Source organism: Pseudomonas sp. AC242 (assembly GCF_979258655.1).
The window spans coordinates 5,247,912-5,268,427 of sequence record NZ_OZ409873.1 but is presented as its reverse complement, the minus strand read 5'-3'; the positions used below and the strand labels follow the sequence as shown (position 1 = coordinate 5,268,427).

Sequence of the window (20,516 nt, the reverse complement as noted above, 5' to 3'; positions counted from 1 at the left end):
CTCCTTATTTGCCCAGTTGTTCGGCCATTTCGGCCGAGCGGTGCGCGGCGGCGCCGAGTGCGGTTTCGACCAGGGCTTCAAAGCCATTGGCCTGGAATGATTTGATTGCAGCTTCCGTGGTGCCGTTTGGCGAGGTCACGCGACGGCGCAGTTCGGCGGCGTCGACATCGCTGGAAACCGCCATGTGCGCTGCGCCCAGCGCCGTTTGCAGGGTCAGTTGTTCTGCGACGTCTTTCGGCAGGCCGAGTTTGACGCCGGCGGCAGTCATGGCTTCGATCAGCAGGAAGAAGTAGGCAGGGCCGGAACCGGACACGGCGGTGACGGCGTCCAGTTGCTGTTCTTCATTCAGCCACAGGGCGATGCCGACGGCGGACAGCAGCTCTTCGGCTTGCTGACGCTGCTCGGCAGTCACTTCGCTGGTCGCGTACAAGCCGCTGACGCCCTGGCGCAGCAGCGCCGGGGTATTGGGCATGCAGCGCACGATCGGCTGCTCGCCGAGCCACGCGGTCATGCTGGCACAGGTGATACCGGCAGCAATCGACACCACCAATTGATTGGGTTTCAGGCTTGGGCGAATGGCTTCGCACACGGCTTTCATAGCCTGCGGCTTGACCGCCAGCACGATCACATCGACGCCGTCGATGGCCTGAGCATTGTCGGCGAAAGTTTCGATGCCGTGTTCGGCACTGACCTTGGCGCGGGTTTCTTCACCCGGGTCGCTGGCGCGGATCTGTCCGGCTTCCAGACCCTTGGCGCGCAGGCCGCCAATCAGACTGGCCGCCATGTTGCCCGCACCGATAAACGCAATACGTGTGTTGCTCATGTGTGGTCCTTATCTGGAATGGTTCAAGACTGGGAATAATCACGGGCGCCAAACAGGGCGGTACCGATACGCACCCAAGTGGCGCCTTGGGCAATGGCCGACTCGAGGTCGTGGCTCATGCCCATGGACAGTGTGTCGAGCGGCAGATCGAGGCTGGCCTGCAATTTCTGTACAGCGGCGAAGGCCGCGTCTTGCTCGGCGCGATCTTCGGTCGGCTCGGGAATCGCCATCAGGCCACGCAATTTCAGGCGCGGTAATGCGTTGATGGCCTCGGCCAATGCCGGCAGATCAGCCGGGGTGCAGCCGGATTTACTGGCTTCACCGCTGACGTTGACCTGAATGCAGATGTTCAGCGGCGGCAGCTCGGCCGGGCGCTGTTCGGACAGACGTTGAGCGATTTTCAGGCGATCCACGGAATGCACCCAATCGAAATGCTCGGCAATCGCCCGAGTCTTGTTCGATTGAATGGGGCCGATGAAGTGCCAGATCAAGGGCAGGTCGGCCAGTTCGAGCTGTTTGCCCAAGGCTTCCTGCAGGTAGTTCTCGCCAACGTCACGCAGGCCGGCGGCATACGCCTCGCGCAGGGCTGCGGCGGGCTTGGTCTTGCTCACGGCGAGCAACTGGACGCTGTTTTCAGGACGGTGTGCGGCTTGGATCGCGGTCTGGATGCGCGAACCAACCTGAAGAATGTTGTCTGCTATCGTGGACATCAAGAGGCGCCGGCGGTCTGAAGGTTCGCGGCATTCTACTGGAATTGAGGAGCGCTATGGATATCACTGAACTGCTGGCCTTCAGCGCCAAACAGGGAGCTTCCGACCTGCACCTGTCGGCCGGTCTGCCGCCGATGATCCGCGTCGATGGCGATGTGCGGCGGATCAATCTGCCGGCGCTGGATCACAAGCAAGTGCACGAACTGATCTACGACATCATGAACGACACCCAGCGGGTCGACTTCGAGAAACATCTGGAAACCGACTTTTCCTTCGAGGTGCCGGGTGTCGCGCGTTTCCGGGTTAACGCCTTCAACCAGAACCGTGGCGCCGGAGCGGTATTTCGTACCATTCCGTCGAAAGTGCTGAGCATGGAAGATCTGGCCATGGGCGATGTCTTTCGCAAGATCACCGATGCCCCGCGTGGGCTGGTGCTGGTCACCGGGCCGACCGGTTCAGGCAAATCAACCACGTTGGCGGCGATGATCGATTACCTCAACACCCACCGTCATCACCATATTCTGACCATTGAAGACCCGATCGAATTTGTTCACGAATCGCGCAAATGCCTGATCAATCAGCGTGAAGTTCACCGTGATACCCGCAGTTTCGCCACCGCTTTGCGCTCGGCGCTACGTGAAGACCCGGATGTGATCCTGGTCGGCGAGATGCGTGACCTGGAAACCATTCGCCTGGCACTGACCGCTGCGGAAACCGGGCATCTGGTATTTGGCACCTTGCACACCACATCCGCAGCGAAAACCATCGACCGTGTCGTGGATGTTTTCCCGGGTGACGAGAAGTCGATGGTGCGTTCGATGTTGTCGGAGTCGTTACTGGCGGTGGTCTCGCAGACGTTGATCAAGAAGATCGGCGGCGGACGGGTGGCGGCGCACGAGATCATGCTGGGCACGTCGGCGATCCGTAACCTGATTCGTGAGGACAAGGTCGCGCAGATGTATTCGGCGATTCAGACCGGTGGGTCGTTGGGGATGCAGACACTGGACATGTGCCTGAAGGATCTGGTGACCAAGGGCTTGATCAGCCGCGAGCATGCGCGGGAGAAGGCGCGCACGCCGGATAATTTCTGAGAGAGTGATCGTTCCCACGCTCTGCGTGGGAATGCAGCCCGGGACGCTCTGCGTCCTTGCCGAGGCGGACGCGGAGCGTCCATTGAGGCATTCCCACGCGGAGCGTGGGAATGATCGGTATGGTGTTAGCGCTGAACCACGCGCATCTGCTGCTGTTCTTTCGGCAACACACGCTTGGCAACTACGTAATGCTGCTGCCAGTACGGCTTGTTCAGAGTATCGATGCTCACCGCTTTGCCACGACGCGGTGCGTGGATGAAGCGGTCGTTGCCCAGGTAGATGGCAACATGGTTGACCCGGCGGCTCTTGATGTTGAAGAAAATCAGGTCGCCCGGCTTCAGATCCTTGCGCTCGACTTTCTCGCCGTGGCCGCTGGCCATGGCATTCGAGGTACGTGGCAGGTCGAACGTAGCGTCGTTGAACGCGTATTTCACCAGACCGCTGCAATCGAAGCCTTTACTTGGGCTGCTGCCGCCCCAACGATAAGGTGTACCGAGGACGTTCACCGCACGGCTCAGCACATTGCTGCTTTCCTTGCTCGCCATCGGTGGCACCAGCTTGCTGTGGCTCTTGCTGCTCAGCGTGGTGGTTTTGCTTTTGCTGCTTTTGCTCGAAGGAGCCGAAGCATGGGATTTAGGGGTGAAGCCGTTAACGTTAGGAAGACGTTGCTCACGATTGGTGGCGTGGGCGGCCAGTGGCATTAATAGGCAGATGGTTAGCCATGTCTTGAAAAATGGTCGCATTAGGCGTGGCTCTTTAGTGATAGCGCGCAACTTTATAACAGAGTTTTTTTTCATTCCGAGTCCGTTGGTCGATTCAGTTGGCGGCCAACGGAACCAAATAAGCGGCAAATGGACGCAATTGTCGGACAGAAGTCAGGTGCTATAAGGCTTTGACGGTAGCAACGGTAACATTTGCCGTACGTCGGCTACCTGTAAAAAAGTCACAAAGAATTCAAGAATATTTATCTATCGTGTGAATCGAGGTCTTCATGAACCCCTATCAACAATTTGTTCAGCAGCAAGATACGCACAGCAAAATCATCGGTTATCTGCTGTGGATTTTCGGTTTTACCGGTGCTCACCGCTTCTATTACGGCAAGCCGGTGACCGGGACGATCTGGTTTTTTACCTTCGGATTGCTGGGCATTGGCTGGCTGATCGACCTGTTCCTGATCCCGGCGATGGATCGCGAGGCGGATCTGCGTTTTACCGCCGGGCCGATCGAGTACAACGTAGCGTGGATTCTGCTGACGTTCCTCGGAGCATTGGGTGTGCACCGGATGTATCAGGGCAAATGGATCAGTGGGCTGATCTATCTGCTGACGGGCGGGTTGTTCTTTCTGGGGGTGCTGTATGACTTCTGGACGCTGAATGATCAGGTGTCCGTACGCAACGCCGAAGGCAGAGGCGCCTTCCAGTAAGCCATCGCTGGCAAGCCAGCTCCCACAGGTTTTTGCGCTAACCCAAAGATAGCGCAAGACCTTGTGGGAGCTGGCTTGCCAGCGATTGGGGGCAACCCGGTATCAAGCCTGGTGACTGATCCGCCCATCCACCAAGGTGTAGCGAACCACACCCGGCAAAGTGTGCCCAATGAACGGGCAGTTCTCACCCTTCGACAACCAGCCTTCACCGGCCACCGTCGAAGCCTGCGGATCGAACAGCACGATATCCGCCGCACCACCCACTGCCAGTTTGCCTGCCGGCAGTCGCAGCGCTTCAGCCGGGCCAGCGCTCAAACGCGCCAGCAAGGTAGGCAGATCCAGCAACCCATCCTCAACCAGCGTCATCGCCAGCGGCAGCAGCAACTCAACACTGCTGATGCCAGGCTCTGTCGCGCCGAACGGCGCCAGTTTGGCGTCACGCTCGTGCGGCTGGTGATGGCTGGAAATCGCCGACACAACGCCGGACTTCACCGCTTCACGCAGGCCATCACGGTCGGCACGCGTACGCAGCGGCGGCTGCACGTGATACAGGCTGCTGAAGTCGATCAGCGCTTCGTCGGTCAGAATCAGCTGATACAACGCCACGTCCGCCGTCACCTTCAAACCACGGGCCTGAGCCTGAGCAATCAGGGCAACACCGCGAGCGCTGGTCAACTGACTGAAATGCGCACGCACGCCAGTCTGCTCGACCAGCAGCAGATCACGGGCCAATGCCACGGTTTCAGCGGTTTCCGGAATCCCCGGCAAGCCGAGGAAACTGGCGACGGCGCCTTCGTGGGCCAAGCCACCTTCAGCCAGATCATGATCCTGCGAGTTGAAAATCACCGTCAGGTCGAAGGTCGCTGCGTATTCCAGCGCCCGGCACAAGGTGCGAGTGTTGCGGAAACTCTCCAGACCGTTGCCAAACGCCACGCAACCAGCGTCGCGCAACGCCACCAGCTCAGCCAGTTGCTCGCCGTCCAGGCCTTTGCTCAGCGCGCCAATCGGAAACACCTTGGTGTTGCCGGCTTCGCGGGCGCGGTCGAGGATCAGTTCGGCCACGGCGGAGGTGTCGAGCACCGGTTTGGTTTTCGGCGGGCAGCACAGGCTGGTCACACCGCCGGCCGCTGCCGCGCGGGTTTCGCTGATGATCGAGCCTTTGCGGCTGTAGCCCGGCTCGCGCAGGGCAACGTTCAGATCGACGAGGCCCGGAGCGGCAACAAGGCCTTGGGCATCAATGGTTTCTACGGCCGTGAAACCCGCCGGGGCCGCGCCGAGGGCGACGATCTTGCAGGCTTCAACGTGAATGTCGGTGACTTGATCCAGGCCGCTGCTTGGATCGATGACGCGTGCGCCGAGAATGCTGAGCTTCACTGGGCGTTCTCCTGCTCGAATTGACGCTGCGCGGTTTGTCCGCTCATGGCCATGGACAGCACAGCCATACGAATCGCGATGCCGTAGGTGACCTGATTGAGGATCACCGAGTGCGGGCCGTCGGCCACTGCTGACTCGATTTCCACGCCACGGTTGATCGGCCCCGGGTGCATGACGATGCAATCGGGTTTGGCCCCGGCCAGACGCGCGGTGGTCAGGCCGAACAGGCGGTAGAACTCGCCTTCGCTCGGCAACAGGCCGCCGGTCATGCGTTCACGCTGCAGGCGCAGCATGATCACCACGTCGACATCCTTCAGGCCTTCGGTCATGTCGGTGTAAACCTTCACGCCGTATTGCTCGATGCCGATTGGCAGCAGGGTTTTCGGCGCGATCACGCGGATGTCCGGGCAACCGAGGGTTTTCAGCGCGAGCATGTTCGAGCGCGCGACCCGCGAGTGCAGGATGTCGCCAACGATGGCTACCGAGAGGTTTTCGAAACCGCCCTTGTGCCGACGGATGGTGAGCATGTCGAGCATGCCCTGCGTCGGGTGGGCGTGACGGCCGTCGCCGCCGTTGATGATCGCCACTTGCGGGCAAACATGTTCGGCGATGAAGTGCGCGGCGCCGGAATCACCGTGGCGTACGACGAACATGTCGGCGGCCATGGCTTCAAGGTTGCGCAGGGTGTCGAGCAGGGTTTCACCCTTGCTTGCCGACGAGGTCGACACGTTCAGGGTGATCACGTCCGCCGACAGTCGCTGGGCCGCCAGTTCGAAGGTGGTGCGGGTGCGCGTGGAGTTTTCGAAGAACACGTTGCACACGGTCTTGCCGCGCAGCAACGGGACTTTCTTCACCGCCCGGGCACCGACTTCGAGGAACGAGTCGGCAGTGTCGAGGATTTCCGTCAGCAACTCGCGGCGCAGGCCGTCGAGCGAGAGGAAGTGGCGCAGCTGGCCCTGATCATTGAGCTGCAGCGGGCGCTTGGTATCTAGAGGCGTCATCGCGAAGGGGACTCTCAATAGGGCGGATTAAAGGTTGAAGTCTTGCAGTTCGAGCGTCAGCGGTTCGGGGCCGGACAGCTTCACCCGTTCGTGAGCGGCCAGCGACAGCGTCGCGCCCACGACATTCGGGCGGATCGGCAGCTCACCGGCGTCGAGGTCCAGCAGGCAGACCAGTGTCACGCTGGCCGGGCGGCCGTAGTCGAACAATTCGTTCATGGCGGCGCGGATGGTGCGGCCGCTCATCAATACATCGTCGATCAGCACCAGATGCTGGCCTTCGATCTCGAAGGGCAGGGCGGACGGGCGCACTTGCGGGTGCAGGCCGTTCTGGCTGAAGTCGTCACGGTAGAAGGACACGTCCAGCGTGCCCAGTGGCGCGTCGCTGCCCAATTCCTTGAGCAAGGCCTGCGCGACCCAGATGCCGCCGGTGCGGATGCCGATGTAACGCGGTTCGGTGATTTCACGCTGGGCAAGGTGCGCCTTGAGGCGGGTCGCCATCTGGCTGATCAGATCGGCGGGATTTGGCAGGCTCATGGTTGCTCCTTGTTGGGGGCGAATCGGGTCCTTGGACACGACTCGGTTTTTCACTCAAAAGAAAAGCGCCGAAGCGCTTGTCAGGATTCAAACAATGCAGTGTTTTCATCGAGCCAGCCCTGCAACAGCAGAGCGGCGGCGATGGCGTCCACCGGGTTGTCGCGGTAACTGCCCTTTTGGCCGCCTCGAACCAGTCGCTCGCCTTTGGCCTCGAAGGTGGTCAGACGTTCGTCGTGGGTATAGAAGGGCACATTGAAACGGCCGTTGAGGCGGCGGGCGAATTTCTCCGCGCGCAGGCACATTTCACTCGGCGTACCATCCATGTTCAGCGGCAGACCGACGACCACGGCGTCGGGTTTCCATTCCTTGAACAGCGCTTCCACCTGATTCCAGTCGGGAATGCCGTTTTGCGCTTTCAGGGTGCACAGCTCACGGGCCTGGCCGGTAATCACCTGGCCGACCGCGACGCCGATCTGTTTGGTGCCGTAGTCGAAGCCGAGAATCAGGCGCAGGGCCATCAGGCGTGACCTGCCTGGCTGGTCAGCAGGCTGAGGTTGATCCCCAGGTGCTTGGCCGCCGCTTCGAGGCGCAGTTCGCTGCTGGTGTTGAAGAGGATGTCGGCGTCGTACGGGCAGGTCAGCCAGGCGTTGTCGGCCAGTTCGGCTTCCAGTTGCCCGGCTTCCCAACCGGCGTAACCGAGGGCAATCAGGCTTTTCGCCGGGCCGACGCCGTCCGCGATGGCGAACAGCACATCCTGCGAGGTCGACAGGGCCAGATCACCGTCCAGTTGTGCGGTGGCCTGGAAGGTCTTGCCCGCCGGATGCAGAACAAAACCGCGATCGGTCTGTACCGGGCCGCCGATGAAAATCGGTACGTGCTGGCACAGTGCTGGCGGGTCGATGTCCGGGCGCAGTTGCTCAAGAATGTCGGCCAGATTCAGCTCTTGCGGCCGGTTGACCACAATCCCCATAGCGCCATTGGCCGTGTGCTCGACGATGTAGGTCAAGGTGTGGGCAAAGTTCGGGTCGGCCATGTGTGGCATGGCGATCAGGAAGTGATGCTTGAGGTAGCTGGGGCTGACGTTTTTCATGTGCGCTAGTGTGGCGTTCGGGGGGCCAACTGACAAGCTGAAGCCGCCAAAAGATCGCAGCCTTCGGCAGCTCCTAAATGTGAATGCAGGCCAATGTAGGAGCTGCCGAAGGCTGCGATCTTTTGATCTTGCCCTTAATTGCTCGAGAGCTTGTCACCGCGGGCGAATTTCCAGGTGCGAATGATTTCCAGACGATCGATATCCGACAAGTCCCCGGTAAACGGCGCAAACGGTGCCGCCAGTCGAACAATGCGCTGCGCCGCCTGATCCAGCAGCGGCTGGCCGGACGATTCCAGCACCAGCACTTCATACAGCGAGCCGTCGCGATTGATCGAAACCATCAGGCGCAAATTGCCGTAGATCTGCTTGCGCCGTGCTTCCTCGGGGTAATTGAGGTTGCCGATGCGTTCGACCTTCTTGCGCCAGTCGTCTTTGTACCAAGCGCCCTTGTCGCGCATGGTCGACGCCGCGCTCAAGCGGTGAATGCGCGGGCGCTTGGCGTACAGCTGTTGTTCTTTGGCCAGTTCGGCTTCGAGGCTGGCGATGTCGCTGGACAGCTGCGAGCTGTCGAATTCCGGCGCGTCGACCGTCGGTTTGACTTCGGTTTTGCTTTCTTCTTTCTTGGTTGGTGCTTTTTTCGGCTTCGGCGCAACCGTAGTCACCGCTGCCTTGGGCGCGGCTTCCTGCACTTGCGGCTTGGCGGCCGGTGGCGGGGTGACTTTCTTGACCTGATTGTCCTGGAATGGCGCCACTTCAGTGGTCTTGGGGATCGCCTTCTTGTCCAGCGTGCCGCTGCCTTCCTGATTTTCCTGCGCGAGAAAGTCAGCCTTCTCCGGCTTCTTTTCGCTTTTGAAGGTGGCGAGGGTGATTTCCAGGGTTTTGCTGATTTGCTTGGGCTCGACCATCGTGAAGCCGACGCCGAGCAGCAGCGCCAAATGAATCAGCGCCGCGAGAAACAGGGTAAATCCGAGGCGATCGGCCGGGCGCACGCCACGGTGGGCGAGTTCTGCGGGCAGATCGGACGGGAGGGTCATGACAAGAAAACCAACATCGCGTTTTTCAGAGGCTGCGCATGATAACGCAATGTTGGTTTCACGCCTTGGGCTTCACGCTTCAAGCGACAGACTGCATGTGACGTGCATCAAGCTTGTGGCTTTTTGCCGGCGGCTTGCAGCTTCTTGGCGATCGCGTCCATCAGCATGCCGCCGATGTCAGTGCCAAAGGCATTGTCGATTTCACGGATGCAGGTCGGGCTGGTGACGTTGATTTCGGTGAGGCTTTCACCGATCACATCGAGACCGACAAACAGCAGGCCTTTCTCACGCAGGGTCGGGCCGACCTGAGCAGCGATCCAGCGATCCTTGTCCGTCAGCGGACGCGCTTCACCCCGGCCACCGGCAGCGAGGTTGCCACGGGTTTCGCCCTGCGCCGGAATCCGCGCCAGGCAGTAATCCACCGGCTCGCCGTCGATCATCAGGATGCGTTTGTCGCCGTCCTTGATTGCTGGCAGGTAAGCCTGGCCCATGATCTGCTGGCCACCGAGGGCGGTCAGGGTTTCCAGAATCACCGACAGGTTCGGGTCGCCTGCGCGATGGCGGAAGATCGAGGTACCGCCCATGCCGTCTAGCGGCTTGAGGATCACGTCGCCGTGCTTGGCGGCGAATTCACGCAGCACGTCGGCGCGGCGGCTGACGATGGTCGGCGGCGTGCACTGCGGGAACAGCGTGGCGAACAGTTTTTCATTGCAGTCGCGCAGGCTCTGCGGCTTGTTCACCACCAGCACGCCAGCGGTTTCGGCCTGTTCGAGCAGGTAGGTGGAGTAGACGAACTCCATGTCGAACGGCGGATCCTTGCGCATCAGGATCACGTCCAGATCACTCAGCAGGTTGTCCTGCTCGGCGTCCAGTTCGAACCATTTTTCCGGGTTGGCGAAGACTTTCAGCGGCTTCATGCGCGCCCGGGCCTGACCTTCACCCTGATACAGGTCGCGTTGTTCCATATAGAACAGTTCCCAGCCACGCCTCTGCGCGGCCAGCAGCATGGCCAGCGAGCTATCCTTTTTATAGGAGATGCTGGCGATAGGGTCCATGACAATCCCGACGCGAACGCTCATTGGGTTTTCCTCGAAAATTGGCTACCGGATCGGTATTGAAAAAGTGCCGCCAGAGTGGCGCCGGGCGGGTTTTCGGTCAAGGAAAAACCCGTCGATAGATTGCATCTGGAGACTGTGCTAAAAAGGCTGGCGTAGCGTGCTGGCCCTTGAGCATCAAGGGTTTCGAGCCATTGATAACCGCAAAACGGACAAATTGATTCGCAAAGGCGACGGTAGAGCCCTCTTATGGAACAGCAGTCCAGCGCCTTGAAGGTCATGGTCATCGACGACTCGAAAACGATTCGTCGTACCGCCGAAACCTTGTTGAAGAATGTCGGCTGCGAAGTGATCACGGCGATCGACGGTTTCGACGCTTTGGCGAAGATCGCCGACAACCATCCCGGGATCATTTTTGTCGACATCATGATGCCGCGTCTGGATGGTTATCAGACCTGCGCTTTAATCAAGAACAACAGTGCGTTCAAGGCCACGCCGGTGATCATGCTGTCATCGCGTGACGGGCTGTTCGACAAGGCCAAGGGGCGGATTGTCGGTTCTGATCAATTTTTGACCAAGCCTTTCAGCAAGGAAGAACTGCTCAACGCGATCCAGGCCCATGTTCCGGGCTTCGCCGCCGTTTTGCCGCAGTAAGACACGTACAGTGACGCTCGGCCAGCGGGCCGGGCGTCGACAAGAAAAATGGGGAAAACCATGGCACGTATCCTGATCGTCGATGATTCGCCGACTGAAATGTACAAACTGACCGGCATGCTCGAAAAGCACGGCCATGAAGTGCTGAAGGCCGAAAACGGTGCCGACGGCGTGGCCCTGGCCCGTCAGGAAAAACCCGACGCGGTGCTGATGGATATTGTCATGCCCGGTCTCAACGGTTTTCAGGCCACCCGCCAGTTGACCAAGGACGCCGACACCAGCCATATCCCGGTGATCATCATCACCACCAAGGATCAGGAAACCGACAAGGTCTGGGGCACCCGCCAAGGCGCCAAGGACTACCTGACCAAACCGGTCGACGAAGACACCCTGATCAAGACCCTGAACAACGTGCTCAAAGGCTGATCGCGCAACCATGAGCGAATCGCTGACCGCGTTCGAACTGCTCTGGCAAATCGACCAGCGCTGCCGCTTGCTGGCGGCGGACCTGCCGTCGCAACCGGCGCGCCAGGATCGCTGGAGCGGCATCGGCTTTCGCCTCGGCGAGCATTGGTATGTGGCGCCGATGGGTGAAGTCAGCGAAGTGCTGCACGAACCGCGCTTCACTCAATTGCCCGGGGTCAAACCGTGGGTCAAAGGTGTGGCTAACCTGCGCGGGCGGCTGCTGCCGATCATGGATTTGTGCGGATTTTTCGGCCACGAACTGTCGCCGTTGCGTAAACAGCGGCGGGTCTTGGTGGTTGAGCATGGGGACGTGTTTGCCGGGTTGATGGTCGATGAGGTGATTGGTCTGCAGCATTTCGAACAGGACAGCTTCGAACCGATCTCGATCAGCAAGCGCCAGGGATCCAAAGCCGAATTCGTCAAAGGCTATTTCCGCCGCGAGCAGAACTGGCGGGTGTTCAGCCTGTTTGCGCTGGCGAAATCCCCGGTGTTCATGAGCGTCGCGATATAGCTGTTACAACAAAGATCCCTTGTAGGAGTGAGCCTGCTCGCGATTCAGGCACCGCGGTGTATCAAGTACACCGCGTTATCGTTCAATCGCGAGCAGGCTCACTCCTACAGGTTCTACCGGTGAGCTTCAAACAGGCGAGGACCGATGACAAAAGCAAAAACAGGCAAGCCGGCGGAAGGCTCGCGCAGTCGCTCGCAGATCATCGTGCTGTTCATCGCACTGATCGTGTTCATCATGCTGCTGTTCGCCAACTTCGCTTATCTCAACACCCAGGCGAACTACGACAAACAGTACATCGGCCACGCCGGTGAACTGCGCGTGCTCTCGCAACGCATCGCCAAGAACGCCACCGAAGCCGCCGCCGGCAAGGCGGCTGCGTTCAAGTTGCTCAGCGATGCGCGCAACGATTTCGCCCAGCGCTGGGGTTACCTGAAAAAAGGTGATCCGGCCACCGGCCTGCCGCCGGCACCCGCCACCGTGCGCCCGGAAATGCGCGCTGTGCAGTTGGATTGGGAGCGCCTGCTGAAAAACACCGACGCGATTCTTTCCAGCGAGCAGACCGTGCTGTCGCTGCATCAGGTCGCCGCGACCCTGGCCGAAACCGTGCCGCAGTTGCAGATCGAATACGAAAAAGTCGTCGAAATCCTCCTCCAGCGCGGCGCCCCGGCGGCGCAGGTGGCGATGGCTCAGCGTCAGTCGCTGCTGGCCGAACGTATTCTTGGCGCGGTCAACACCGTGCTCGCCGGCGACGAAAACTCCCAGCAAGCCGCCGACGCCTTTGGCCGCGACGCCACGCGTTTCGGCCAAGTGCTCAACGGCATGCTGCAAGGTAATCCGGCGCTGAAAATCAGCCAGGTCGAAGACCGTGATGCCCGCGCGCGTTTGAGCGAAATCTCCGAGCTGTTCCAGTTTGTCTCCGGTTCCGTTGATGAAATCCTCGAAACCTCGCCAGAGCTGTTCAAGGTTCGCGAGTCGGCGAGCAATATCTTCAGCCTCTCGCAAACCCTGCTCGACGAGGCCTCACATCTTGCGACCGGGTTCGAAAACCTTGCCGGCGGGCGCAATACCGACACCATCGGCGGTTATGTCCTCGGTCTGCTGGCGTTGGCGTCGATCATCCTTATCGGTCTGGTGATGGTCCGGGAAACCAATCGCCAGTTGCGCGAAACCGCCGAGAAGAACGAGCGCAACCAGAACGCGATCATGCGCCTGCTCGATGAAATCGAAGACCTCGCCGACGGCGACCTCACCGTGACCGCCTCGGTGACCGAAGACTTCACCGGCACCATCGCCGACTCGATCAACTATTCCGTCGACCAATTGCGCGATCTCGTCGCGACGATCAACCTCACCGCCGGCCAGGTCGCCGCCGCCGTGCAGGAAACCCAGGCCACCGCGATGCACCTGGCACAGGCCTCGGAACATCAGGCGCAGCAGATTTCCGAAGCTTCGACGGCGATCAGTGACATGGCCGAGTCCATCGATCAGGTCTCGGCCAACGCCGCCGAGTCTTCGGCAGTCGCCGAGCGCTCCGTGGAAATCGCCAACAAGGGCAACGAGGTGGTGCACAACACCATCCACGGCATGGACAACATTCGCGAACAGATTCAGGACACCGCCAAACGCATCAAGCGTCTGGGCGAGTCGTCGCAGGAAATCGGCGACATCGTCAGCCTGATCGACGACATTGCTGACCAGACCAACATACTCGCCCTCAACGCGGCGATTCAGGCGTCGATGGCCGGTGATGCCGGGCGCGGTTTTGCCGTAGTCGCCGACGAAGTGCAGCGCTTGGCCGAACGCTCGTCCGCCGCCACCCGGCAGATCGAAACCCTGGTGCGGGCGATTCAGACCGACACCAACGAAGCCGTGATTTCCATGGAGCAAACCACCACCGAAGTGGTGCGCGGCGCGCGACTGGCGCAGGATGCCGGTGTGGCCCTGGAAGAAATCGAAGGCGTATCGAAGACCCTCGCGGCGCTGATTCAAAGCATCTCCAACGCAGCGCAGCAGCAGACGACTTCCGCCGGGCAGATCTCGCTGACGATGAACGTGATCCAGCAGATCACCTCGCAGACTTCGTCCGGCTCCACGGCCACCGCCGAGAGCATCGGCAACCTGACGAAAATGGCCAGTCAGCTACGGCGTTCGGTGTCCGGATTCACCTTGCCGGCGGCGACAGATAAAGCGTGAGTGGAGTGGTTATGGGTGATCGGCACGACTATGTGGCCCTCGAATGGGTCAAAGGCGAAATTGCCGAAACGCTGAGGCTGGCGCATCAGGCGATTGAAGCCGTGCTCGATGATCCGCAAGCCTTTCCCGGGCTGGACGAGTGCCTGGATTACATCCATCAGGTCCACGGCAGTTTGCAGATGGTCGAGTTCTACGGCGCAGCCTTGCTCGCCGAAGAAATGGAACATCTGGTCGAAGCCTTGCAGCATGAGCGCGTCAGCCACCGCGACGAAGCGCTGCATCTGTTGCTGCAAGCCCTTGGGCAATTGCCGATCTACCTCGACCGCGTGCAGAGCGCCCGCCGCGATTTGCCGCTGGTGGTGTTGCCGCTGATCAACGATCTGCGTAGTGCTCGTGGCGAAAGCCTGCTCTCGGAAACCAGTTTGTTCAGCCCGCAACTGCCTGAGTTACCGCCCTTGAGCGCCGAAGCACTGGCGCTGCTTGAGCCGGCAGAGTTGCCGAACGTGCTGCGCAAATTGCGCCAGATGCTGCAAATGGCTTTGGTCGGTTTGTTGCGCGAACAGAATGACCAAACGCATCTCGACTATCTGGCGAAAGTCTTCACCCGCCTCGAAGCGCTGAGCGGTGATGCGCCCCTGAGCCCGCTGTGGCAAGTCGCCTCGGCGCTGGTCGAAGGCATGCGCGAGGGCGTGATCGCCAACAGCCCGGCGCTGCGCAGCCTGTTCAAGGACGCCGACAAAGAGCTCAAACGCCTGCTCGAACAAGGCATGATCGGGCTCAACCAAGTGCCCCCGGCAGAGTTGCTGAAAAGCCTGTTGTTCTATATTGCCAAAGCCGAACATCCCACCGGGCAGATGCTGACCATGAAAGATCGCTACTCCCTGGACGACGCGTTGCCCGACAGCGCGATGGTCGACGAAGAACGTGCGCGCCTGGCCGGCCCCGACCGCGATGCGATGCGCTCGGTGCTGGCAGCGCTGTGTGAGGAACTGGTGCGGGTCAAGGAACGCCTCGACCTGTTCGTGCGCAGCGACCGCCAGCACACTTCCGATCTGGAAAGCCTGCTGGCACCGCTGCGGCAGATCGCCGACACGCTCGCCGTGCTCGGTTTTGGCCAACCGCGCAAAGTGATCATCGATCAACTGGCGGTGGTGCTTAGCCTCGCCCAAGGCCAGCGCGAACCGAATGACGCGATCCTGATGGACGTTGCCGGTGCGCTGCTTTACGTCGAAGCGACGTTGGCCGGAATGGTCGGCACCGTCGAGCCGGAAAGCCCGGAAGATTCGCGCCTGCCAACCACCGACCTGACGCAGATCCATCAGATCGTCATCAAGGAAGCGCGCATCTGCCTGCAACAGGCCAAGGACATGATCGTCGACTACATCGACGCCGATTGGGATCGCCAGCAACTGCAACCGTTGCCGGCGTTGCTGACGCAGGTGCGCGGTGCGCTGGCGATGATTCCACTCAGCCGCGCGGCGAGTCTGGTCGAAGCCTGCAACGGTTTTATCCGCGAACATCTGCTGCTTGATCCGCACGAGCCGGGTTGGGAACAACTCGATCATCTGGCCGATGTCATCAGCAGCCTCGAGTATTACCTCGAACGCTTGAGTGACGACCCGCAGGCACCGGGCGAGCAATTGCTCGATGTCGCGCAGAAGTCCCTCGCCAGCCTCGGGTTCTTTCCAAATGAACCGCATGTGCCCGTGCTCGACGACGTGCTCAGCCCCAGCGAAGCGCTGGTGATGCAGGACATGCAGGCGCTCGACGATCCGGAAACCGTACAGTCGCTGGCCGACGTTCTGGCCAGCCCGGTTTCTGCGCTCAACCCGCCGGCGCTGATCACTCCCGGCAGCCTGATGCCGCCACCGGCCGATGAAGAGCCGGTCGACGATGAACTGCGCGAAGTTTTCCTTGAAGAGACCGATGAGGTCCTCGAAGTTCTCCACGAATACCTGCCGCGCTGGTCGGCCAATCCGCAGGATCGCGACGCGCTGACTGAGCTGCGCCGCGCTTTCCACACCTTGAAGGGCAGCGGGCGCATGGTCCGCGCGCTGATCCTCGGTGAACTGGCCTGGGCGGTGGAAAACCTGCTCAACCGCGTGCTCGAACAGAGCGTCGAGCCCGGTTCGGTGGTGCAGCAACTGCTCACCGACACGGTGTTGTTGCTGCCCGAGTTGATCAACGAATTCGCCACCAACAGTCAGCGTCAGCGCAGCGATGTCGATCAACTCGCCGCACGCGCACATGCCTTGGCCAAGGGTGACGAACCACTGGCGGCCGAAGACGTCGACGATGTGGCGGCACTCGATCCGTTGTTGCTGGAGATCTTCCGCAACGAAGCCGAAACCCACCTCGCCAGCCTCAACCGTTTCCTCGATCAGGCCGCCGAGCATGTGCCGTTGCAGGCCAGTGACGAGTTGCAGCGCGCCTTGCACACGCTCAAGGGCAGCGCCTCGATGGCCGGCGTATTGCCGATTGCCGAACTCGCTGCACCGCTCGATCAACTGGCCCGCGAGTTCAAGGCGCACCAGTTGCCGCTGGACCTCGACGAAGTGGAATTGCTCCTCGAAGCCGAGGGCCTGTTCCGCGTCGGTCTGCGTCAGCTCAAGCATGATCCGCTGGCGCCGATTGTCGGTGCGCAGTCGCTGATCAAACGCTCGGAAACCCTGCTTGCCGAGCGTCTGGCGTCGATCCTCGATGCGCCCAATACCGGCCTGCGGGTCAAGCGCGATCCGCAACTGATCAATAACTTCCTCGCTCAAGGCATGGACATCCTGCTGGATGCTGAGAGCCTGCTACAGCGCTGGCAGCAACACCCCGGCGAGCGTCAGGAACTCAGCGCCTTGCTGGATGAACTGACCACCCTTGGCGAAGGCGCGCATTTGGCGGATTTGCTGCCGGTGGATGTGTTGTGCGAAGCCTTGCTCGATCTCTACGGCGCCGTTGAAGAAAGCAGCCTGGCGGTCAGCGAGCAGTTTTTCCAGGAAGCGCAGAACGCCCATGAAGCGCTGATCAACATGCTCGATGAACTGGCTGCCGGTCAGGAAGTCACGGCGCAGCCAGAGCGGATTCGGGCGTTGCATGATCTGCTCGATCAGAGCCTCGATCCTTCTTCCATGGGCCTGATTCGCAGCGATGGCAGCCGCACCCTGAGCATCCGTGAACTGGGCAGCGCCACCGCTGAGTTGCAGCAAAAGGCAACGGCGCTTGAGCCCGATGACGAGATTGTCGAGATCTTCCTCGAAGAGGCGGTGGACATTCTCGACAGCTCAGGCCAGGCCTTGCAGCGCTGGTTGAGCGACCCGGACAACACCGCGCCACTGTCCTCGTTGCAGCGCGATTTGCATACGCTCAAGGGCGGCGCGCGGATGGCCGAAGTCGAGGCCATCGGCGATCTGGCCCAGGAGCTGGAAAGCCTTTACGAAGGTCTGGTCGATCGTCGCTTCAACTACAGCGAAACCTTGAGGCGTCTGCTGCTCAAGAGTCATGAGCGTTTGGCGCTGCTGCTTGAACAACTGCAACAACATCAGCCACTGACCCCGGCGCAGGATTTGATCGAAACCCTGCGTCAGGTGCGTCAAGGCCAGGCCGTCAGCGAAACGCCCCAGCCAGCGGCCGACCATGACAGCGCTGGCCACGACCCGGAGCTGCTGGAGATCTTCCTCGAAGAAGGTTTCGACATCATCGAAAACTCCGGCGCCGCACTGCTGCGCTGGCAGGCCGAGCCGGGCAATCGCCAGGAAGTGGAAACCCTGCTGCGCGATCTGCACACCCTCAAGGGCGGCGCGCGGATGGTCGAGATCGGCCCGATCGGCGACCTCGCCCATGAGCTGGAATACCTTTACGAAAGTCTTTCCAGCGGCGCGTTGCAGCCGTCTGCAGAGCTGTTTGCACTGGTGCAGCGCGGTCATGATCGCTTGGCACAAATGCTCGATGGCGTGCGCGCCGGGCAACCGTGTCCGCCGGCGGATCGGTTGATCAATGCGATCCAGAATTTCAGTCACCCGGTTGCAGTAGAAACACCGCCAGTGCTGTCTGTTCCGGTTAAGACTGACGCGGCGCCGCCGGCTGCCGAGGCTGGCGCGGACATGGTCAAGGTCTCCGCCGAACTGCTTGATGAACTGGTCAATCTGGCCGGCGAAACCTCGATCTTCCGTGGTCGTATCGAACAGCAAGTCAACGACGCGCAGATCGCCCTGAACGAGATGGAAACCACCATCGAACGGATGCGTGATCAGTTGCGCCGCCTCGACACTGAAACTCAGGGGCGGATTCTCAGCCGCCAGCAAGTCGATGCCGAACGCCTTGGCTACGAAGAATTCGACCCGCTGGAAATGGACCGCCATTCGCAGTTGCAGCAATTGTCGCGGGCGCTGTTCGAATCCGCCTCTGACTTGCTCGACCTCAAGGAAACCCTCGACCGCCGTAATCACGACGCCGAGAACCTGTTGCAGCAACAGGGCCGCATCAACACCGAATTGCAGGAAGGCCTGATGCGCACGCGCATGGTGCCGTTCGAGCGCATGTTGCCGCGCCTCAAACGCATCGTTCGTCAGGTCGCTGAAGAGCTGAACAAAGACGTCGCCTTCGTCGTCGGCAACGCTGAAGGCGAGATGGATCGCAACGTCCTCGAACGCATGGCCGCGCCGCTGGAACACATGCTGCGCAACGCCGTCGACCACGGTCTGGAGTCCGCCGAGGTGCGGCTGGCGGCGGGTAAACCGGCGCAAGGGCAGATCAGCCTCGACCTGTCCCGCGAGGGTGGCGACATCGTTTTCGACATTCGCGACGACGGCGCCGGGGTGCCGCTGGAGGCGGTGCGGCGCAAGGCGATCAAACGCGGCATGCTCGCGCCGGAAGCCGAGATCAGCGACCGCGACGTGTTGCAGTTCATCCTCCAGCCGGGATTCTCGACCGCCGAAAAAATCACGCAGATTTCCGGGCGTGGCGTCGGTATGGACGTAGTGCACGAAGAGGTGCGGCAGCTCGGCGGCAGCATGAGCATCGATTCCGTGCCGGGGCAGGGCGTGCATTTCCGTATTCGCTTGCCGTTCACCGTGTCGGTCAACCGCGCGTTGATGGTGCAGTGCGGTGAGGATCAATACGCGATTCCGCTGAACACCATCGAAGGCATTGTTCGCGTGTTACCGAATGACCTGGAAGCTCACTTTCGTGCTGATCCGCCGCGTTACCAGTACGGCGGCCAGACCTATGAACTGTGCTACCTCGGCGAACTGCTGAAAACCGCGCCACGGCCGAAACTGCTGGGGCAGAACCTGCCGTTGCCGGTGCTGCTGGTGCACTACAACGACCGGCGTATCGCCGTGCTAGTAGATACCATGGCCGGAACGCGCGAGATCGTGGTCAAAAGCCTTGGCGCGCAATTCGCGGCGGTGCAGGGCGTGTCCGGCGCGACGATTCTCGGCGATGGCCGGGTGGTGCTGATTCTCGATTTGCTCGCACCAATCCGCGCCATGCAGGCACGCATTGCGCCGACATCAACGCTGCCGGAGATCGACAACGAACCGCACAAACCACTGCTGGTGATGGTGGTCGACGACTCGGTCACTGTGCGCAAGGTCACCAGCCGTTTGCTCGAACGTCACGGCATGAACGTGCTGACCGCCAAGGACGGTGTCGACGCCATGTTGTTGCTCGAAGAACACATGCCCGACCTGATGCTGCTCGACATCGAAATGCCGCGCATGGACGGCTTCGAAGTCGCCACCCAGGTGCGCAACGACGAACGCCTGCAACACCTGCCGATCATCATGATCACCTCACGCACCGGGCAGAAACACCGCGACCGCGCCATGGCCATCGGCGTCAACGACTACCTCGGCAAGCCGTATCAAGAGTCGGTGCTGCTTGAAAGCATTGCCCAGTGGAGCAAGAAACATGCATGAGCGCCGGCATAATCAGCGCAGCAGCCAACTGACCGGGTTGCTGCTGCCGCTGGCGGATCGCAATCTGATCCTGCCTAACGTCGCTGTCGCTGAGTTGATCGATTACCAGGCCAGTGCCTTCGATCTGGACACGCCGCCGTGGTATCTGGGCAAAGTTACGTGGCGTGAGCGGCAGATTCCGTTGCTGAGTTTTGAATCGGCCTGCGGGCAGAAAGTCGTCATTGGCGAGCGCGCGCGGATCGTGATTTTGAATGCGCTGGGCGGGTTGCCGGAGTTGAAGTTCATTGCACTGCTGGTGCAGGGGATTCCACGGTCGTACAAGCTTGATAGTCAGTTGAGTTATGTCGACGTGCCGTTGTGTGCGCTGGAGCAGGCGGCGGTGCAGGTCGGGGAACAGGTGGCTAAGGTGCCGGATTTGTTGGGGCTGGAGAAGTTGTTGGTGGAGGCGGGGCTGGTCCATTGATCCAGAATTTGTGTTGCTCTGACTGGCCTCATCGCTGGCAAGCCAGCTCCCACAGGGTTTTGTGTGGTTCACAGAATTCGAATACAACTCGGACACTGTGGGAGCTGGCTTGCCAGCGATGGGGCCAGTAGCACCAGCAAATTCTTACAGGCAAATCCTCAATTTCTGCAGTGCAATAAACACCCT

Annotated in this window: 18 protein-coding genes; 8 read left to right on the top strand and 10 right to left on the bottom strand. The window is 60.6% G+C overall.

The window, feature by feature from the left end:
* Positions 1 to 4: 4 nt before the first annotated feature.
* Both proC and ACZZ0A_RS23660 read right to left on the bottom strand, forming a co-directional pair.
* Complete coding sequence (gene proC, locus ACZZ0A_RS23665) at positions 5 to 823, bottom strand: pyrroline-5-carboxylate reductase (protein ID WP_007913644.1); 819 nt, start codon at positions 821 to 823, stop codon at positions 5 to 7.
* A gap of 23 nt (positions 824 to 846) precedes the next feature.
* Positions 847 to 1,533 (bottom strand): YggS family pyridoxal phosphate-dependent enzyme, encoded by a 687-nt coding sequence (locus ACZZ0A_RS23660; protein WP_463543801.1) that lies wholly within the window; start codon positions 1,531 to 1,533, stop codon positions 847 to 849.
* Positions 1,534 to 1,589: 56 nt separating this feature from the next.
* On the opposite strand from ACZZ0A_RS23660, the gene ACZZ0A_RS23655 reads away from it, so the two are divergent.
* Positions 1,590 to 2,624 (top strand): type IV pilus twitching motility protein PilT, encoded by a 1,035-nt coding sequence (locus tag ACZZ0A_RS23655; RefSeq protein ID WP_007953348.1) that lies wholly within the window; start codon positions 1,590 to 1,592, stop codon positions 2,622 to 2,624.
* A gap of 125 nt (positions 2,625 to 2,749) precedes the next feature.
* Here the strand turns inward: ACZZ0A_RS23655 and ACZZ0A_RS23650 are convergent, their stop codons facing one another.
* On the bottom strand, positions 2,750 to 3,367 hold the full coding sequence (locus tag ACZZ0A_RS23650; protein ID WP_007913648.1) for a C40 family peptidase: 618 nt from the start codon (positions 3,365 to 3,367) through the stop codon (positions 2,750 to 2,752).
* A gap of 248 nt (positions 3,368 to 3,615) precedes the next feature.
* On the opposite strand from ACZZ0A_RS23650, the gene ACZZ0A_RS23645 reads away from it, so the two are divergent.
* Positions 3,616 to 4,047 carry an NINE protein gene (locus ACZZ0A_RS23645; protein ID WP_007913651.1) on the top strand — a complete coding sequence of 144 codons (432 nt, stop codon included), beginning with the start codon at positions 3,616 to 3,618 and terminating at the stop codon, positions 4,045 to 4,047.
* A 102-nt stretch (positions 4,048 to 4,149) separates the two neighbouring features.
* On the opposite strand, the gene ACZZ0A_RS23640 is transcribed toward ACZZ0A_RS23645, so the two are convergent.
* The 7 genes from ACZZ0A_RS23640 to gshB all read right to left on the bottom strand — a co-directional run bounded on the left by ACZZ0A_RS23640 (position 4,150) and on the right by gshB (position 10,159).
* A complete protein-coding gene (locus ACZZ0A_RS23640) occupies positions 4,150 to 5,421 on the bottom strand; it encodes a dihydroorotase (RefSeq protein WP_007913658.1) in 1,272 nt (423 codons plus the stop codon).
* The gene (locus ACZZ0A_RS23635; protein WP_007913665.1) at positions 5,418 to 6,422 is read right to left on the bottom strand and encodes an aspartate carbamoyltransferase catalytic subunit; all 1,005 of its coding nucleotides are present in this window, start codon (positions 6,420 to 6,422) and stop codon (positions 5,418 to 5,420) included. The genes ACZZ0A_RS23640 and ACZZ0A_RS23635 overlap by 4 nt, the downstream gene beginning before the upstream one ends.
* A 27-nt stretch (positions 6,423 to 6,449) precedes the next feature.
* Positions 6,450 to 6,956 (bottom strand): bifunctional pyr operon transcriptional regulator/uracil phosphoribosyltransferase PyrR, encoded by a 507-nt coding sequence (gene pyrR / locus ACZZ0A_RS23630; protein WP_034153653.1) that lies wholly within the window; start codon positions 6,954 to 6,956, stop codon positions 6,450 to 6,452.
* A gap of 80 nt (positions 6,957 to 7,036) precedes the next feature.
* Positions 7,037 to 7,474 carry a Holliday junction resolvase RuvX gene (gene ruvX / locus ACZZ0A_RS23625; RefSeq protein ID WP_007913667.1) on the bottom strand — a complete coding sequence of 146 codons (438 nt, stop codon included), beginning with the start codon at positions 7,472 to 7,474 and terminating at the stop codon, positions 7,037 to 7,039.
* The gene (locus tag ACZZ0A_RS23620) at positions 7,474 to 8,046 is read right to left on the bottom strand and encodes a YqgE/AlgH family protein (protein ID WP_007913668.1); all 573 of its coding nucleotides are present in this window, start codon (positions 8,044 to 8,046) and stop codon (positions 7,474 to 7,476) included. Before ACZZ0A_RS23620 ends, ruvX begins: the two co-directional genes overlap by 1 nt.
* A 134-nt stretch (positions 8,047 to 8,180) precedes the next feature.
* Positions 8,181 to 9,080: an energy transducer TonB gene (locus ACZZ0A_RS23615; protein WP_007913669.1), complete on the bottom strand. Its 900-nt coding sequence runs from the start codon at positions 9,078 to 9,080 to the stop codon at positions 8,181 to 8,183.
* A 107-nt stretch (positions 9,081 to 9,187) separates the two neighbouring features.
* Positions 9,188 to 10,159, bottom strand: a complete 972-nt coding sequence (gshB, locus tag ACZZ0A_RS23610) for a glutathione synthase (RefSeq protein WP_463543800.1) — start codon at positions 10,157 to 10,159, stop codon at positions 9,188 to 9,190.
* Between the two features lie 225 nt (positions 10,160 to 10,384).
* On the opposite strand from gshB, the gene pilG reads away from it, so the two are divergent.
* From pilG to ACZZ0A_RS23580, 6 genes are all read left to right on the top strand, one after another.
* A complete protein-coding gene (gene pilG, locus ACZZ0A_RS23605; RefSeq protein ID WP_007913673.1) occupies positions 10,385 to 10,789 on the top strand; it encodes a twitching motility response regulator PilG in 405 nt (134 codons plus the stop codon).
* Between the two features lie 60 nt (positions 10,790 to 10,849).
* The gene (gene pilH / locus ACZZ0A_RS23600) at positions 10,850 to 11,215 is read left to right on the top strand and encodes a twitching motility response regulator PilH (RefSeq protein ID WP_007913674.1); all 366 of its coding nucleotides are present in this window, start codon (positions 10,850 to 10,852) and stop codon (positions 11,213 to 11,215) included.
* A gap of 10 nt (positions 11,216 to 11,225) precedes the next feature.
* Entirely contained in the window at positions 11,226 to 11,765 is a 540-nt protein-coding gene (locus tag ACZZ0A_RS23595) for a chemotaxis protein CheW (RefSeq protein ID WP_007913675.1), read from the top strand.
* 144 nt (positions 11,766 to 11,909) lie between these two features.
* On the top strand, positions 11,910 to 13,958 hold the full coding sequence (locus ACZZ0A_RS23590; RefSeq protein WP_194935184.1) for a methyl-accepting chemotaxis protein: 2,049 nt from the start codon (positions 11,910 to 11,912) through the stop codon (positions 13,956 to 13,958).
* Between the two features lie 11 nt (positions 13,959 to 13,969).
* On the top strand, positions 13,970 to 19,867 hold the full coding sequence (locus ACZZ0A_RS23585) for a hybrid sensor histidine kinase/response regulator (protein ID WP_463543799.1): 5,898 nt from the start codon (positions 13,970 to 13,972) through the stop codon (positions 19,865 to 19,867).
* On the top strand, positions 19,860 to 20,330 hold the full coding sequence (locus ACZZ0A_RS23580; protein WP_123376176.1) for a chemotaxis protein CheW: 471 nt from the start codon (positions 19,860 to 19,862) through the stop codon (positions 20,328 to 20,330). The genes ACZZ0A_RS23585 and ACZZ0A_RS23580 overlap by 8 nt, the downstream gene beginning before the upstream one ends.
* The last annotated feature ends 186 nt before the right edge of the window (positions 20,331 to 20,516 follow it).